The sequence below is a fragment of the Virgibacillus subterraneus genome (assembly GCF_900110695.1).
Classification (GTDB): domain Bacteria; phylum Bacillota; class Bacilli; order Bacillales; family Amphibacillaceae; genus Lentibacillus; species Lentibacillus subterraneus.
Genome location: NZ_FOEH01000011.1, coordinates 14355 through 29844, shown reverse-complemented (window position 1 = coordinate 29844; position 15490 = coordinate 14355). Strand labels below are relative to the sequence as shown.

The following is a 15490-nucleotide window of genomic DNA, read 5'->3' as shown; positions in this document are numbered from 1 at the left end:
CTCTCTCACAGCTTTTACCATATGTAAATGCAGAGGGATTGTCGATATTAAAGGAAATAAATAATGAAATGCATAGAAGAGGATAATCGTTCCATAAGTAAAGCTGCCACAATTAGATGGCAGCTCATTCTTCACGCATATATTTCATCATTTTTTGGTGCGAAACCGGGAAGGGATAATCAGCTAACCTATTTTTATCGACCAACTCAACCCTTTTATCAGTGACCTGTACACTTCCTGTAGTTGCTTCAATAATATCGAGTTGCCATATAAGATGAGAAAATACATGCTTTAATTTTCCTAACTTATTTCCTAAGTCAACCTGTACACCGTATTCCATCTCAACCCAATTTTCGATATGGTCCATCCCAATTTCATCTATAGGCACCATCGGAAATTGCCACATATTAGCAAGAAGACCTGTTTCGGAACGTTTTTCAATAACATATTGGTTCTTTTCATTTCGAATTAATAATGCAACATACGGAATTGTCTTCTGCTTTTTAGCTTTTGATTTTATTGGTAATTCCTGTTCAACACCTTCTTCAAATGCCCTGCATTGCTCTTGAACGGGACACAACATACACATAGGAGATTTTGGTGTACACACTAAGGCACCCAGTTCCATTATCCCTTGATTAAATGCAGATGGATCTTCATCCGAAATCATTTTTTTTGTATAACGCTCAAAATGCTTTTTCACTTTAGGCTGAGCAATATCCTCTTCTATTTTTAAAACACGTGATAATACACGCATTACGTTCCCGTCAACCGCCGGCTCAGGCTGATTGAAAGCAATTGATAGTATAGCCCCTTGTGTATATGGACCAACACCTTTTAAAGCGCCCAATTCTTTTGGATTAGCAGGAACTTTACTTCCATAAGCAGAAACAACTTCTCTGACAGCGTTTTGTAAGTTACGAGCTCGGGAATAATATCCAAGACCTTCCCATGTTTTTAAAACATCTTGTTGGTCAGCATCTGCTAAATCTTGTAACGTTGGATACTTTGTAATAAATCGTTGAAAATAAGGGATAACTGTATCAACTTTTGTTTGCTGCAGCATTATTTCAGAGACCCATACTTTATATGGATCCTGATCTTTGCGCCATGGAAGGTCACGTTTGTTGGCATGATACCAGTTAATTAAATTAGCCTGAAATTTAAAAATGTCGAAATTCTGTAATGTCTTATCAATCATACCTTTACATCCTTTATGTTATAATTATTAAGTGAAAAGTAATTCTCGACAAGTGACAGGCACCACCCGAAATTTGTCGAATTTTTTTGTCTAGGAGGGCCTGGTTTTATGGATACTGGTACCCATATTGCTATGGGCGTTGCACTTGGTGGTCTAGCAACGTTAGACCCAGCAGTGCAAAGTGATCCTACATTGTTCAATGCTATACTTGTCGGTACAATTGTAGGTTCACACGCGCCGGATTTTGATACTGTCTTAAAACTTAAAAATAACGCTGTTTATATACGTCATCATCGTGGGGCAACTCACTCTATCCCGGCTGTGTTAATGTGGGGAGTCGTAATCGCTGGTCTTATCCATGCAGTCTTTCCAAGTGTTAATTTCTTACACCTATGGGCTTGGACTGCTCTGGCTGTCATCATCCACGTCCTCGTTGATATTCCAAATGCCTATGGAACACAAGCATATCGGCCATTCACAGATAAGTGGGTTGCAAAAGGGTTTATCAACACGTTTGACCCATATATTTTCCTGCTTCATATTGGAGGAATTGTTGCCTGGATGCTTGGTGCAAACCCTGGATTCACTATGTTAGTCATCTACGCGGTAATTTTATTATATTATATTAAACGTTATATAGATAAAAAAGATATCGTTCAGAAAATCCATGATTATTTTCCAGATACCGAGCAAATCGCAACTTCGCCTACCATAAAGCAAAATGAATGGCGTGTTGCTATTACAACAACAGACAAATTTTATGTAGGTTCAGTAATACACGGACACATTGAGATATTGGAAGAATTTGAAAAAGTCCAATTACCAAATAACAAATTAATGAATTTAGCCAAAAAAGATAAAAATATCTCAGCCTTTTTATCATTTTCACCTGTTTATCGGTGGGAAATTAATGATTACGATGATTTTACCGAAATTCGGTTTATAGATTTGAGATACCGTTCCAATGAGCATTACCCGTTTGTAGCCGTCGTACAAATAGACGATAACATGAGAATAATGACCTCCTATACTGGATGGATCTTCTCCGAACAAAAATTACAGAATAAATTAGATGTGGAAAATAATCCAATTTAAACAACAGCACGGAATACCCCCGCGCTGTTGTTTTACTTTTACTCCACTTTATCGCCTAGTAGTGAAATTGGAATAGCTTCTTCCTTTTCATACGTTTCATTTAGTAAATTAACTCGATGTCCCCAGGCAAACACACCATTTATATAATTTATTTTAAATTTATGACCAGGATCACCATTCAATTGATGTATGTCTGTAGCTTTAAAATCTTCCGGGTTAAGCATATAAGCCATTGCAACCTGTAATTTGCGCTCATAGATTGCCACTTCACTTATATTACCAAGCTGTTCAGCCTTCTGTGCTTTTTCCTTAAACTTTCCAATCTCTTCTCGCAATTGTTCAAGCGAGTAATCACTATATCTTACATCCATTTTTGCATACTCCTTTCCTATCAGTTTACATTTTACCAAGAGTTTAAGAAAATAGAAATAATGATACTCACTATTCTAAGGAGGAAACTATATGCCAACTGTTGCAATTACAGGTGCAGGTAGTGGTCTAGGACGTGCACTTGCCTTACAATATGCCAGCCATAATTATAAAGTATTTTTACTGGGAAGAACCGACACAAAATTACATATGGTTCAAAATAACATCCTGAAAGGCGGCGGCCAAGCAGAGGTGATCCTCTGTGATGTTCAAGAACCAGCGTCAGTAAGTATAGCATTTCAACAAATAGGTGAACTAAATGTCTTTATCAATAATGCGGGAATTGGTATTTTCGGTCAGGTAGAGGATTATTCAATTGATGATATCGAATCAACATTGGACACTAATGTTAAAGGCACGATTTTGACAGTACAATCTGCTCTTCCGCAAATTCGTTCTAGTAAAGGACGGATATTAACGATTATTTCAACTGCAGGATTACGAGGGAAAGTAAATGAGTCAATTTATTGTGCGAGTAAGTTTGCTGTTAAAGGGTTCACAGAGAGCCTACAAAAAGAGTGGGAGAATGACTCCATTGCGATCACAGCAGTTTATATGGGTGGTATGAATACACCATTTTGGGATAAATCAACACACGTTGCCGATGCAACAAGCTTAAAAGGACCCGAAGTAGTTGCTGCGCAAATCTTCAGGGAAGATGATGGCAGGAAGGAAATATTTATTGATAAATAATTCCTTCACTTACTTGGATTAGGGGGGAGTTAATGAGCGAACCCCCTATCCTCACTCATCAAGCGAGGCCTCTAGGAATGTATCAATTAAATCGAAAGTAAACCCTTTTCTATACAAAGCTTCTTTCATCTTATTGCGTAATTCATAGCCTTCAAACTTCTGCTGGTGTTTACGAAGAAGCTTTTCACCTTGTTTCACAATCGCATCCCATTCAGCATCGTCATTTTTTTCTTCTTGTACGTCCGCCAGCACGTCCTTGATAACATCTTGTGTGAACCCTTTTTGCATTAATGTTGATTGCAGTTGCTGAACCTGTTGCTTAAATGAGTTGCTTTTACTTGTATTCAGTTTTTTCTCAACCCATTTTGTTGCTTTCACATGCTGTTCCTCATAGGTGAACAAATCAACCGCTTCACTAGCAATTAATTTGGAAACACCTTTATCCATTAATTCTTTTTTTACAAGCATCGGTCCCTTGCTTGCTGTTTGAATTCTTGTTCTGACAAATGAGTCAGCGAACTGCTTATCATCTATTAACCCCTCATCGAGGAGCTTGTCCATAATTTTCGTAATATGCTCTTCATCAACTTCTTTTTTAACAAGATAATCATAAATTTCTTTTTTTGTTCGCATTCGGTAGCTTAAAAAGTTTATTGCAAGGGTATATGATTTATGTAATGTATCTTTTTGGATAAGTGTGGCGATCGTTGTATCGTCTAAATCAAGGTCTTTACGAAGCTTATGCTCGATTAATACCGCTTCATCTACACTGAAGCCGTATTTTTCACCTTGGCCCTCATCCAGAAAGATATTGAACCGATTCTTACGTTTTTTTTGTGTAGTGATCCGGGTAATTTTTGTCAATGTTTCTCACCCCTTTCCCTAATGATAACATGATTTTTTGCCCGGACACTACTGTAAGAATCGATATACTAAAAGCTCTAAAATAGAATAAACTAATATAATAGTGATTAATTACTGGAGTGATAAAATGAATATATTAATTACAGGTGGAACCGGTTTTGTTGGCAGCCACCTTACAAAAGCTTTGAACGATAAAGATCACCACGTTTACATACTCACACGCTCTCCTGAAAAACATACAAACAGCGAAAAAACTTCTTTTATAGGTTATGATTATCAAGTTGAAAAACTCCCTACAATTCATGGAGTTATTAATCTTGCCGGAGATTCCTTATTTGGTTACTGGTCTAAGAAGAAAAAGGATGCTATTATAACCAGCCGAATAGAGACCACACAAAAAGTTATTGATATTATGAAACAGATGGACAAAAAACCAGACGTATTTATTACTGGATCAGCAATCGGTTATTATGGAACGTCAGAGGATTCTATTTTTACAGAAAATACGACAGAACCAGGTGATGACTTTTTAGCTAAAGTAGTAGTGGATTGGGAGAAAACTGCAAAACAGGCTGAACAATTGGATATTCGAACGGTTTACACTCGATTTGGCGTCATTTTGGGTAAGGAAGGTGCCCTCCCTTACATGAAGCTTCCAATTAAAATGTTTGCTGGGGGGAAAATAGGTAATGGAGAGCAGTGGGTATCATGGGTTCATATTGAAGATGTTATCCAACTTATTCAATTCTGCTTATTTAATGCGCATATAAGTGGAGCTGTTAATATCACTTCCCCGTATCCAAAGCGTAATAAAGATTTCACTAAAGTATTGGCAAAGGTACTAAAACGCCCATATTGGGTCTCTACCCCATCCCCTATAATCCGGACGATAATTGGGGAAATGAGCCACCTGATTACAAAGGGACAATTCGTTTTACCACAACAAGCAAAAGATAATAATTATCAATTTTCATATCCATATCTTGAGGAGGCATTACGGGAAACAGAACGTGAATAGGTTGAAATGTATATATTTGTTTGTTGTGGATAATCCTAACACCAAAGCGTAAGCGAGGGGGTTGTCCTATGAAAAGTAAGCCAAAAGACCAGCGTGAAAAGTTTTTGTCCAAAACACAGGAAGTACTTTATCAGAAGGAATTTAAGCAGGCTGACAAGATACATGGTCAGTTATCTCAAAGAGGAAACCAAAGGTAATTCTTTGGTTTCTTTTTTATTTGGCTCTTTTCGTATAAGTCTCGCATATTCCAACTGCTGGTTTAAATGGTTTAATATCTTACTTTATCCATATGTGAATTTTTTTAGGATCAAACGAGTCAAATCCAGCGCAGGAAATACACGGAGATTCCTGTGGGAACAGCAACAGCTGAAGATCCCGCAGGAAGCGTTTTTTGCTTCCGAGGAATCTGAGGCGTTGGCCACGGAAAGCGAAGTGTATTTCTGGAGCGGTGTCATAGCACTCGAGTTTTTTGGCATTATGTCGCAGTTTATATCTGTAGCAACAATCTTTTATAAAACAGCCTCCTATTTATCCACAAATTTAATAACAGTGTTAATAACTCTTCAAAATCCCTCCACATATATGCCACTTATTCACAGTCTAGTTGTGCATAAAATTTTATCATCATGTTTATATTGTGGATATTTCACTAAAACGTTGTGTGTAAGTTGGCTTTAATGTTAATAACCTTGTGTATAATTATTTTCCTATTAAATTGAACCTTTTCACGTCATAATTCGTATATAGACTATCAACAACGATTGGAGTGAAATAACATGGAAGAAGCAACAATAATAGATATATTTAGCGAAATTAATTGGGCCATTATTGCACCTATAATTGTTATTCAGGGAATTTTACTTATTATTTCTGTAATTGATTTAGTGAGAATCGAAAAAACAAACGGACCTAAGTGGCTATGGTTCATTATAGTTATCTTCATAAACATAATTGGACCAATTATCTATTTTATTTTCGGGAGGAGACAGGATTAAATGGCGTTACTTACGGTTAATAATTTAACTAAGAATTATGACGGAAAACCTGCAGTTAATGAGATAAATTTTCAATTTCAGCCTGGTAAATGTATTGCTCTTATTGGACCAAATGGTGCTGGAAAGACAACAACGCTACGCATGTTGTCGGGATTAATTAAACCTTCCAGTGGATCAGTTGCGTTTTCTGGTATGAAACAAAATGATGACATTAGAAAATACATTGGCTACCTCCCACAATATCCAGTCTTTTATGCATGGATGACCGGGAAAGAATTTCTGATCTATGTCGGTCGCCTTGCACATTTATCCAAAGAGGAAGCGAACAAGCGCACAGAAATGCTTTTGGAACGTGTTGGTCTGACTGAAGCTAAGAATAGGCGAATCGGTAAATATTCTGGTGGAATGAAGCAACGCCTTGGCATAGCCCAAGCTATGATTCATCATCCAAAGCTTCTGATGCTTGATGAACCGGTATCATCATTGGACCCGATTGGGCGCAGGGAAGTCCTAACCTTAATGGAAGAGTTGAAAGAAGACATGACGATTTTATTTTCTACCCACATTCTAGGGGATGCAGATGAAGTAAGTGATGAGCTCTTGCTTCTACATGAAGGAAAAATAGTCGAATCTGGTTCCATGGAAGAACTTCGTCATAAGTATCAGACAGCTAAGATAGAACTAAGATTTCAGGATGATCTAGTAAACTATCGTGCCAAAATAGATAACCTGCCATCGGTCGTAACATGTTCCATGGATCGGAACACAATCCATGTGACGGCAACGGATATTTTAAGTGCGCGCAAAGAAATTCTCGCAGCTGCTTCTAAAGAAGAATGGCCACTAACATCTTTTGCTATTAATCGCGCGTCTCTCGAAGACATGTTTATGAAGGCGGTGAGCAACTAATGCAATGGATGACACTTTTTAAAAAAGAACTTTTAGAAAATATCCGGAATTTCAAATGGATATGGGTACCTTTAGTCATGATTTTAATCGCCACCATGGATCCAGTCTCGAGCTATTACTTACCACAGATTATTGATGCTGTTGGTGGGATGCCAGAGGGAACTGAATTCCAGCTACCCGATTTCACTCCAAGTGATGTTGTTATGATGAGTTTATCGCAAATAAGCAGTATTGGTGTACTTGTTATCGTACTTATGTCCATGGGGACAATAGCAGGTGAACGCAAAAGTGGAGTTTCTGAACTAGTTTTGGTTAAACCAGTATCTTATACAAACTATATTACCGCCAAGTGGGCTGCAGTACTATTATTAACTCTGACTGCCCTGGCATTAGGAATGCTTTCCAGTTGGTATTATGTAAATCTTCTGTTTGGTGAATTATCTTTTGGTGAACTTCTGCAAATTATTTTCTTTTATGGACTATGGCTTGCATTAGTTGTGTCCTTATCCATCTTTTACAACACATTATTAAAAATACCTGGTCTTGTAGCATTTCTTACGATTGCAACGATTCTGGTAATGAAACTGATTACAACTATCTTTTCACATCTACTCGAATGGAGTCCTAATAATATTTCAGGATATATTAACCAGATGCTTGTATCTGGCAATGTTCCATATGAACTAACAGGTACCGCAATTGTAACAACAGTTATAATTATTTTGTTAGTAGCAGGCTCGATTTTCACATTCAAGTCAAAGGAAATGGCAAGTTAAAGAAATGAGACAGGGACATAACTAAAACTTTAAAGATGGATAATAACAGGCTAGGATGTTTAGAAAGTTCATTTTCAATGGTTGGATCTATTACGTGGTTGATATAAACTGCGAAGTAACTTTATGTAAATTCCTTCTATTCTTTATAAGATGAGTGCTAATCCAACGCTGCGGAAAAATACTCGCTTTACATGGGGAACGCTTCAGCCTCCTCACGAGCAAAAAGCGCTCAGTACGCGGGGTCTTCAGACTGTTCCTTTTCCCATAGGAGTCTCGCATTTTTCCGCAGCTTAGAATAACTCAACGAAACGTTAATTCTAAGGACTATAATTACTCATTAATCAGGAAATCTCTATCAGTGAAGGCAGAATACGTAGACTCCTATGGGGAAACACGTTCCGAAGACCCCTAAATCGAAGCAATCAAACATCATTAGAACAAAAAAAACCTCCACTAATTCGCAGTTTATATCTAATCAGCAACATTAGAAAATTAACATTCACCAATCCTTTTGGTGAATGCCTAGTTGCACTTAGCAGTAAGAAAGTAGTTATAGTTTCTTAACGGCAAAATAAATCCGAACTAATTCGAATTCTATTTCAAGAATAATGAATAATAGTTCGGATTTTACCCTGACTAAAACACCTTAGTTCCAGCCTCTCTATTTTACTTTCACAGTTGTAATCCTTCTTAAGAATAAAAAGGAAACACAATAAACTACGATTCCTAAACCTAACATTTGATAAAAGAATGCCAAATCAATCTCTGAAAATAGGTTAATAAAGAAATCGACAATCCAGCCCTTAGCAATACCTATAAGTAATAAAACTACTAATACTCCTAAAAAGCTTCCGCCTCCTGCAAGCCCATATTTAAAGAATAATAGCCCCACTACAAACATGAGTGCAAGAAAGAAGAACATGATTGATGTATCAATAAGGATTCTCGTATACCATGTGTTATCCACAAAATACGCCAGATGAAGAAATGAAAATGTATCAACGCCAGTCATCTCTGCCAATACTTTTACAATCTCCTGAAGAATACTAGCTGCTGTACCCATAAATAATGAGATAGCCAGAAAAAATATCCCTAAGCTAATAAATACGCTTTTACGAGTTGCTCCCATCTTTATGGAAAATGGAATTGATTCTTTTACCGTTAAGAACCCTAAGATTCCACAATAAATATACATTGGTACAGTTAAACTAAACGTCATCATTCCATTCTCTACATCCATTAAAAAATAAGCGAATGCAAGTGAAACTACTAATATGCTTAGTAAAATCGTCCAGAATATTAGAAGTGAATAGCGAATATCAGTAATAAAGAAATAAAGTAGGCCTTTTAATTGTCTGCCCATCGTTATGCCCCCTTCTTTTCCGTTAAATAAATCATCAGTTCCTGAATAGGAATTCCCTCTGCAGATAGGCCTGCTGATTTTGCTTGTTCTATACTTCCATACACATAGGCTGTCATCATCCCAGCAAGATTCTTACTCTGAATTACTTCCTTACCGTTAACAAATTCTTCTACATCCTGAACTGTTCCGGAAACAGCACATGTATTGTTACGCAATTCTTCTGCTTCTTCTTTTAATACTAATTTTCCATCCTGCAGAATAAGAACTTCTTCAAACATTAGACTAACTTCATCAATTAAATGTGTGGAAAAAATAATTGTTCGTTTTTCAGATTCATATTCTTCCAATAAAATTTCATAAAACTTCTTACGTGCTGCAGCATCAAGTCCAATGTATGGCTCATCGAAAATTGTAATTGGTGCTTTACTTGCCAGCCCAACTATTATCCCTAGAGCTGATACCATCCCTTTTGATAAAGCTTTTACTTTGGCATTCAGATTTAAGTTATATTCAGCTATTAATTCATCAGCCAGCTCCTGATCCCATGTTGGATAAAAATATGAGTAAATACGGAGCACATTTTTTACTTTTAAATCTCTTTTAAAGTTGTTTCCTTCTTTAATTAAACAAATCGCTTCTGTTAATCGCTGGTTATCAAAAGGAGGCTCTCCATCTATCAAAATCTGTCCTTTCGATGCTAATATTTGTCCTGATAATATTTCCATAAAAGTTGTTTTTCCTGCACCATTCCTTCCAAGCAATCCATAAATTTTAGGTTCATTAAGCGTGAAAGAAATATTATCAAGCGCATTTGTATCTTTATATTTTTTAGATACGTCTTTAACTTCAATTTTCATGATTTTCCCCTCTTTCCACCATTTCCAATAATTCTTCCTTACTGATGTTCAATTTGTTCGCTTCATTCTTAAGAGGTAGCATGTAGTTTTCATAAAAAGTTTTCTTCCGTTTCTTAATTAAAATTGTCTTAGCATGTTCTGTCACAAACATCCCAACACCCCTTCGTTTAACTAAAATTCCTTCATTAACAAGTTCATTTATCCCTTTTGCAGCTGTTGCTGGATTGATTTGATAGTAGCCTGCAAATTCATTTGTGGAAGGGACCCGTTCGCCCGGCTTAACCGATTCGTTGATGACTGAGTCTTCCAGCTGTTCTTTAATCTGAAGGAAAATAGGTTTAGTTTCATCTAACTGATTTTTCATAAATAAGCCCCTTAGTTATTCGGTTGATTAGTTATGCAACTAACTATATAACCATGCTGATCATTTGTCAATAAAAATTTTAGAAAACTTTTACAAAACTAAAAGTGAATTGTGATTGCATAAGTAAATTAGATAATTTGTCATTCGCGTTCAAGGGTTTCTTATGAAAGTATATTTCCTAAGGAACCCGGTCCTGTAAGTTGGAGCTGGACATGACTGATTCGGAAGTCTAGCTCCACAGCACTTAAATTTTATAGTTTCTTAAATTACAAAAAAATAGGCCCTGTACATATAAAATGCAGAGCCTATCAATCTTCTCCTATTTTTTTATCTTCCGTTTTTGGCAATCTTCCGGCTTTCATAGCTGATTCGCGAAGTAAGTATTCCACATGACTATTAACACTGCGGAATTCATCCTTGGACCAGGACTGTAAAATGTCATATAACTTCGGGTCTATTCTTAGCGGAAAGTTCTTCTTTTTAGCCATAGAATCCCTCTTTTTCTATTGATAAAGTGAACCTGTATTAACAACCGGCTGTGTACCGTTATCTGAAACGATTGATACTAGTAGATTATTAATCATCGCAGCACGACGTTCTTCATCCAATTCAACAATTCCATCTTTCTCGATCTGTTTAACCGCATCCTGTACCATTCCGACTGCACCTTCAACGATTTGCTTACGCGCAGCGATAATCGCACTCGCTTGTTGGCGTTGCAGCATAGCTTGTGCTATTTCGGTGGAGTATGCAAGGTGTGTTAAGCGTGCTTCGATAACATCAACACCTGCTACTTTTAAGCGTTCCTGCAGTTCTTTCGTTAGCTGGCTTGAAATTTCTTCAGCATTACCACGGAGTGTTAATTCTTCATCAGTAAAAGTATCATAAGGGTATTTGGTTGCAACTGCCCGAATAGCAGTTTCACTCTGGATTTCCACAAATTCCTCGTATTGGTCAACATCAAATACTGCTTTTGCTGCATCGACAACTTTGAATACTATTACTGCTGCAATCTCTATTGGGTTACCATTGACATCATTGACCTTCAATCGTTTACTGTTAAAATTACGTACCCGAAGTGATATTGTACGTCTCAATGAAAATGGAACTGTAACTACAATACCTTCTTTTCGTATACTTCCCATGTATTTTCCGAGAAAAATAACTACTACTGACTGATTGGGCTGTATTAAGGTGATGCCACTGCCCAAAATGATCGCAATAGCTAAACAAATGGCACCAATAACATATAATTCTTGAAAGAAGCTAACTACTGTAACGGCCAGCAGAACTGCAATAGTCAGGATACCAACATAGCCATTCATCATCCATGCATCTTTTTCACGTAACATGTTAACACACCTTCCCCAGAATAGTTGTTTTATTTTAATATTATAATGATATCATAATTGTTTAAAATTGTAAATTTATCCTGTGTTCAAATTACTTGTTGGATGCTTCTCAGTTTCAATCAGGTAACTTTCACCATCTGTACTAATCGTAATGTCGCCGAATATTGCAGTTGAGTATATAGCTGCATTAACATTGATTAAATTTTCGATAACTCGATCAACTGGGTGACCATAGTCATTCTTCTTACTATATGTAAGAATTGCAAGTTCCGGATTTACTTTATCTAAAAAATCCGACGTGGTACTCGTGTTTGAACCATGATGAGCCACTTTTATGATTTCGGACTGCAGATTATATTTTTTCGACAGTTTCTTCTCTTGTTCTTTTTCGACATCGCCCATAAGCAAAAAGTCTATTTCCTTAAAGCTGATTTTTAATGCAATCGATGAATCGTTATTATCTTTATTTCCAGTATGTGTATTTAAAATTCGTACTTTAAAAAATGGATCAATTTGAATCAGAGCATTTTGCTTAGCTATTTCAATAGGGATCCGTTGTTTCAGTATTTGACTGATATACTTGGCATATGTTTTGGTTGAATATAGTTTTCCCGAGTCAATAATCCGATCTACTTCGAATGACTTCATAACATGTGTCAGGCCGCCAATATGATCAATATCAGGATGTGTAGCAATAAGTAAATCAATTTTTTCAACGTTATGGTCTTCTAGGAACCCAACTACTTTTTTCCCAGCTTCAGGAGGTCCACCGTCAATCAGTATATTTTTATCAGAAGGCGTTTGTATCAAAATACTATCCCCCTGGCCAACATCAATGAAGTGGACATCCATTTCGGTTTGTTCCCCATATACGTTATGACCAGAACCGGTTAAAACAAAGAACACCAACAACATGGTCAAAGCACTCACTCGTACGTATCTCTGCATGAAAGACATCCTTTATCAATTTTTAATCTCTTTATAGTTTTTCACCGAAGTGGATTAATAATACGTAGTACCGTGGTTATTGCGGTGTCAATTAACGAAACTTCTTGAGGCAGGATTCGATAGTTGAATAAAGTCCTCTGCACATAAAAAGCCGCTGACACCTTATGTCAGCGGCTTCCCATTGTTAAATGTTATTCACTTTTTACGACAACAATGTCGCCATTTGTTACTTCTACTTGAACAGCCTTAACTATTTCTTCTTCCAAAATCAGATCTGTTAATTGATCTTCAATTTTATCTTGGATAACTCGGCGTAAAGGTCTTGCACCAAAACGGCGGTCATAGCCAAGTCTTGCTAATTCTCTTTTTGCATCATCAGATACTGTTATACTAATATCGTTTTCCTCAATTCTTTCTTCTAGTTCTGCAAGCATTAGATCAACAATCTCAATTAAATGATCCTCAGCTAGTTCATTGAAGTTAACAATACCATCGAAACGGTTTAAGAATTCAGGTTTAAAATAATCACTTAAGTTTTCAAGTGTTGAAACTGATTCATGTTCATCTTTGTTAAATCCAACATTAACTTCCTTCACACCAGTTCCAGCATTACTTGTCATGATAATTACGGTGTCTTTAAAACTTACTGTTCGACCATGTGAATCAGTCAAATGGCCATCTTCCATAATTTGCAGGAACATATTCTGTACATCTGGATGTGCTTTCTCGACTTCATCCAGCAAGATGATTGAATATGGGTTGCGTCGAACACGTTCTGTTAGCTGCCCCGCTTCTTCATGCCCCACATAACCTGGTGGTGACCCAATAATTTTAGACACTGCATGCTTCTCCATATACTCACTCATGTCAAGACGAATTAAGCTTTCACGGGAACCGAATAATTCTTCGGCGAGTGCTTTAGTCAATTCGGTTTTCCCTACACCAGTTGGACCAACAAATAAGAATGATCCAATTGGACGATATTTTGATTTTAAACCTGCACGACTGCGGCGAACTGCTTTGGCTACTTTGTTAACTGCTTCCGGTTGTCCGATAACTTTTGTTCCAATATTTTCTGCGATATTTTTCATTTTCTCTTGCTCGTCAGTTTGCAGCTTTGTTACGGGTATACCAGTTTTTTCTTCAATAATTAATTGAATATCAGCTACATCAACATCGACAACCTGTTCGTCGTTTTTAGCTGTTTCCAGTTGCTTTTGCAATTGAATTTCCTGATAGCGTAAATTCGCTGCTCGTTCATAATCTTCTTTTTCTGCAGCTTGTTCTTTTTCACTAACAATTTCGTCTATCTTTTGCTGAATTGAATTGGAATCTTTTTCTGCATTTGAAAGATTTAAACGTGAACCAACTTCATCCATAAGATCAATAGCTTTGTCTGGTAAGAAGCGGTCCTGAATATAGCGCTGTGATAATGTTACAAACGCCTTAACTGCCTCTTCAGAGTATCGAACTTCATGGAAGCTTTCGTAACGAGATTTTATTCCGTTTAGTATTTGAATTGCCTCATCTGCTGAAGGCTCTTTCACGATAATTGGCTGGAAACGACGCTCAAGTGCCGCATCCTTCTCAATTTTACGATATTCCTTTAATGTTGTAGCACCTATCAATTGCATTTCGCCTCGAGCTAATGCAGGCTTCAGAATATTTCCTGCATCCATCTGCGAGCTTTCTGCAGTACCAGCTCCTACTAATAAATGAATCTCATCAACGAATAAGATTACATTTTTACGTGATTGCAACTCTTGAACAAGTTGCTTCATGCGTTCTTCAAATTGTCCACGAACACCTGTGTTTGCTACAAGTGAAGCAACATCTAATAGATATATTTCCTTGTTCATAAGTTTGGCAGATACATTTCCCTCAGCAATTCGGAGGGCTAGTCCTTCAGCAATAGCTGTTTTACCAACACCAGGTTCACCTATTAGAACAGGATTGTTCTTATTTCGACGATTCAATGTTTCAACGACTCGTTTCACTTCATTGTCACGGCCGACAACTGGGTCAATTAAGCCAGCGCGTGCTGCATCTGTTACGTTTTTACCAAGCTGATCCAATAATCCATCGCCATTACCTGTTTGTTGTTGTGTCTTTGTTCCGGTATAGCTTTGACCATTTCCTTGGAAAAATTTATCCGAAAAACTATCTTGATTATTCTTAGCGGATCCATAACCACCGTTCATTAATTGACCTTGTATCTCTTTGAAACATTCATTACAAACGTGCATATGCATTTTCTCATTGTTGATTTGCATGGCTACATTAATTGATGCTGGGTGAATACCACATTGTTGACACTTCATATGTCACTCCTCCTTGTGATTTCAATTTATTATAAAAAGGTTTGACTTTGACTATATTTGACCTTTAACTTTATTATACTCTGACCAATTTTGACTTTCAAGTATTAAAGATTAATTTTTATTAAAAATCTTGATCATTATTTTGATATATCCGATCACTGATATTCTAAAACATATCTAATTGTTATTTTCCTTTTAATTTACATATAATAATGATTAAAACATTCGTTAAAGGGTTCTTATGAAATCGTACCCCTTCAACTTTGAGGACAAGCCTTAAAATTGATAAACCTTAGTTGCACTTA

General features: G+C 36.8%; 17 protein-coding genes. 7 read left to right on the top strand and 10 right to left on the bottom strand.

All coding sequences use genetic code 11. From position 1 onward, the window contains the following. Window positions 1-124: 124 nt before the first annotated feature. Entirely contained in the window at window positions 125-1201 is a 1077-nt protein-coding gene (gene mutY, locus BMY13_RS18805) for an A/G-specific adenine glycosylase (protein ID WP_092494266.1), read from the bottom strand. 108 nt (window positions 1202-1309) lie between these two features. On the opposite strand from mutY, the gene BMY13_RS18800 reads away from it, so the two are divergent. After that, entirely contained in the window at window positions 1310-2296 is a 987-nt protein-coding gene (locus BMY13_RS18800) for a metal-dependent hydrolase (RefSeq protein ID WP_092494267.1), read from the top strand. A gap of 38 nt (window positions 2297-2334) precedes the next feature. On the opposite strand, the gene BMY13_RS18795 is transcribed toward BMY13_RS18800, so the two are convergent. Continuing rightward, on the bottom strand, window positions 2335-2667 hold the full coding sequence (locus tag BMY13_RS18795; RefSeq protein ID WP_092494268.1) for a YfhH family protein: 333 nt from the start codon (window positions 2665-2667) through the stop codon (window positions 2335-2337). 91 nt (window positions 2668-2758) lie between these two features. On the opposite strand from BMY13_RS18795, the gene BMY13_RS18790 reads away from it, so the two are divergent. Continuing rightward, window positions 2759-3418 carry an SDR family NAD(P)-dependent oxidoreductase gene (locus tag BMY13_RS18790; RefSeq protein WP_092506464.1) on the top strand — a complete coding sequence of 220 codons (660 nt, stop codon included), beginning with the start codon at window positions 2759-2761 and terminating at the stop codon, window positions 3416-3418. Between the two features lie 51 nt (window positions 3419-3469). On the opposite strand, the gene recX is transcribed toward BMY13_RS18790, so the two are convergent. After that, on the bottom strand, window positions 3470-4282 hold the full coding sequence (gene recX / locus BMY13_RS18785; protein WP_092506462.1) for a recombination regulator RecX: 813 nt from the start codon (window positions 4280-4282) through the stop codon (window positions 3470-3472). Between the two features lie 127 nt (window positions 4283-4409). On the opposite strand from recX, the gene BMY13_RS18780 reads away from it, so the two are divergent. The 5 genes from BMY13_RS18780 to BMY13_RS18760 all read left to right on the top strand — a co-directional run bounded on the left by BMY13_RS18780 (window position 4410) and on the right by BMY13_RS18760 (window position 7980). After that, window positions 4410-5300: a TIGR01777 family oxidoreductase gene (locus tag BMY13_RS18780; RefSeq protein ID WP_092506460.1), complete on the top strand. Its 891-nt coding sequence runs from the start codon at window positions 4410-4412 to the stop codon at window positions 5298-5300. Between the two features lie 68 nt (window positions 5301-5368). Continuing rightward, complete coding sequence (locus tag BMY13_RS18775) at window positions 5369-5497, top strand: YfhE family protein (protein ID WP_092494272.1); 129 nt, start codon at window positions 5369-5371, stop codon at window positions 5495-5497. 579 nt (window positions 5498-6076) lie between these two features. After that, window positions 6077-6295 carry a PLDc N-terminal domain-containing protein gene (locus BMY13_RS18770; protein WP_092494273.1) on the top strand — a complete coding sequence of 73 codons (219 nt, stop codon included), beginning with the start codon at window positions 6077-6079 and terminating at the stop codon, window positions 6293-6295. Then, window positions 6296-7204, top strand: coding sequence for an ABC transporter ATP-binding protein (locus BMY13_RS18765; protein WP_092506458.1), 909 nt, complete (start codon window positions 6296-6298; stop codon window positions 7202-7204). Next, window positions 7204-7980, top strand: a complete 777-nt coding sequence (locus BMY13_RS18760; protein WP_092506456.1) for an ABC transporter permease — start codon at window positions 7204-7206, stop codon at window positions 7978-7980. The genes BMY13_RS18765 and BMY13_RS18760 overlap by 1 nt, the downstream gene beginning before the upstream one ends. A 661-nt stretch (window positions 7981-8641) precedes the next feature. Here BMY13_RS18760 and BMY13_RS18755 read toward each other — a convergent pair. The 7 genes from BMY13_RS18755 to BMY13_RS18725 all read right to left on the bottom strand — a co-directional run bounded on the left by BMY13_RS18755 (window position 8642) and on the right by BMY13_RS18725 (window position 15185). Further along, the gene (locus BMY13_RS18755) at window positions 8642-9343 is read right to left on the bottom strand and encodes a hypothetical protein (RefSeq protein WP_092506454.1); all 702 of its coding nucleotides are present in this window, start codon (window positions 9341-9343) and stop codon (window positions 8642-8644) included. A 2-nt stretch (window positions 9344-9345) separates the two neighbouring features. Then, window positions 9346-10200 carry an ABC transporter ATP-binding protein gene (locus BMY13_RS18750; protein WP_092506452.1) on the bottom strand — a complete coding sequence of 285 codons (855 nt, stop codon included), beginning with the start codon at window positions 10198-10200 and terminating at the stop codon, window positions 9346-9348. Further along, on the bottom strand, window positions 10190-10564 hold the full coding sequence (locus tag BMY13_RS18745; protein ID WP_092494278.1) for a GntR family transcriptional regulator: 375 nt from the start codon (window positions 10562-10564) through the stop codon (window positions 10190-10192). Before BMY13_RS18745 ends, BMY13_RS18750 begins: the two co-directional genes overlap by 11 nt. Before the next feature lie 308 nt (window positions 10565-10872). Continuing rightward, window positions 10873-11052: a type II toxin-antitoxin system antitoxin gene (locus BMY13_RS18740; RefSeq protein WP_092494279.1), complete on the bottom strand. Its 180-nt coding sequence runs from the start codon at window positions 11050-11052 to the stop codon at window positions 10873-10875. A gap of 15 nt (window positions 11053-11067) precedes the next feature. After that, window positions 11068-11916 carry an SPFH domain-containing protein gene (locus BMY13_RS18735; RefSeq protein ID WP_092494280.1) on the bottom strand — a complete coding sequence of 283 codons (849 nt, stop codon included), beginning with the start codon at window positions 11914-11916 and terminating at the stop codon, window positions 11068-11070. 75 nt (window positions 11917-11991) lie between these two features. Next, window positions 11992-12864 (bottom strand): ComEC/Rec2 family competence protein, encoded by an 873-nt coding sequence (locus tag BMY13_RS18730; RefSeq protein ID WP_092506450.1) that lies wholly within the window; start codon window positions 12862-12864, stop codon window positions 11992-11994. 191 nt (window positions 12865-13055) lie between these two features. Beyond that, entirely contained in the window at window positions 13056-15185 is a 2130-nt protein-coding gene (locus BMY13_RS18725) for an ATP-dependent Clp protease ATP-binding subunit (protein WP_092506448.1), read from the bottom strand. Window positions 15186-15490 lie beyond the last annotated feature (305 nt).

Excerpts from the sequence above, each read along its gene's own strand:
- mutY (WP_092494266.1), bottom strand. The coding sequence starts at position 1,201 with ATGATTGATAAGACATTACAGAATTTCGACATTTTTAAATTTCAGGCT.
- BMY13_RS18800 (WP_092494267.1), top strand. The coding sequence starts at position 1,310 with ATGGATACTGGTACCCATATTGCTATGGGCGTTGCACTTGGTGGTCTA.
- BMY13_RS18795 (WP_092494268.1), bottom strand. The coding sequence starts at position 2,667 with ATGGATGTAAGATATAGTGATTACTCGCTTGAACAATTGCGAGAAGAG.
- BMY13_RS18790 (WP_092506464.1), top strand. The coding sequence starts at position 2,759 with ATGCCAACTGTTGCAATTACAGGTGCAGGTAGTGGTCTAGGACGTGCA.
- BMY13_RS18780 (WP_092506460.1), top strand. The coding sequence starts at position 4,410 with ATGAATATATTAATTACAGGTGGAACCGGTTTTGTTGGCAGCCACCTT.
- BMY13_RS18775 (WP_092494272.1), top strand. The coding sequence starts at position 5,369 with ATGAAAAGTAAGCCAAAAGACCAGCGTGAAAAGTTTTTGTCCAAAACA.
- BMY13_RS18770 (WP_092494273.1), top strand. The coding sequence starts at position 6,077 with ATGGAAGAAGCAACAATAATAGATATATTTAGCGAAATTAATTGGGCC.
- BMY13_RS18765 (WP_092506458.1), top strand. The coding sequence starts at position 6,296 with ATGGCGTTACTTACGGTTAATAATTTAACTAAGAATTATGACGGAAAA.
- BMY13_RS18760 (WP_092506456.1), top strand. The coding sequence starts at position 7,204 with ATGCAATGGATGACACTTTTTAAAAAAGAACTTTTAGAAAATATCCGG.
- BMY13_RS18755 (WP_092506454.1), bottom strand. The coding sequence starts at position 9,343 with ATGGGCAGACAATTAAAAGGCCTACTTTATTTCTTTATTACTGATATT.
- BMY13_RS18750 (WP_092506452.1), bottom strand. The coding sequence starts at position 10,200 with ATGAAAATTGAAGTTAAAGACGTATCTAAAAAATATAAAGATACAAAT.
- BMY13_RS18745 (WP_092494278.1), bottom strand. The coding sequence starts at position 10,564 with ATGAAAAATCAGTTAGATGAAACTAAACCTATTTTCCTTCAGATTAAA.
- BMY13_RS18740 (WP_092494279.1), bottom strand. The coding sequence starts at position 11,052 with ATGGCTAAAAAGAAGAACTTTCCGCTAAGAATAGACCCGAAGTTATAT.
- BMY13_RS18735 (WP_092494280.1), bottom strand. The coding sequence starts at position 11,916 with ATGTTACGTGAAAAAGATGCATGGATGATGAATGGCTATGTTGGTATC.
- BMY13_RS18730 (WP_092506450.1), bottom strand. The coding sequence starts at position 12,864 with ATGCAGAGATACGTACGAGTGAGTGCTTTGACCATGTTGTTGGTGTTC.
- BMY13_RS18725 (WP_092506448.1), bottom strand. The coding sequence starts at position 15,185 with ATGAAGTGTCAACAATGTGGTATTCACCCAGCATCAATTAATGTAGCC.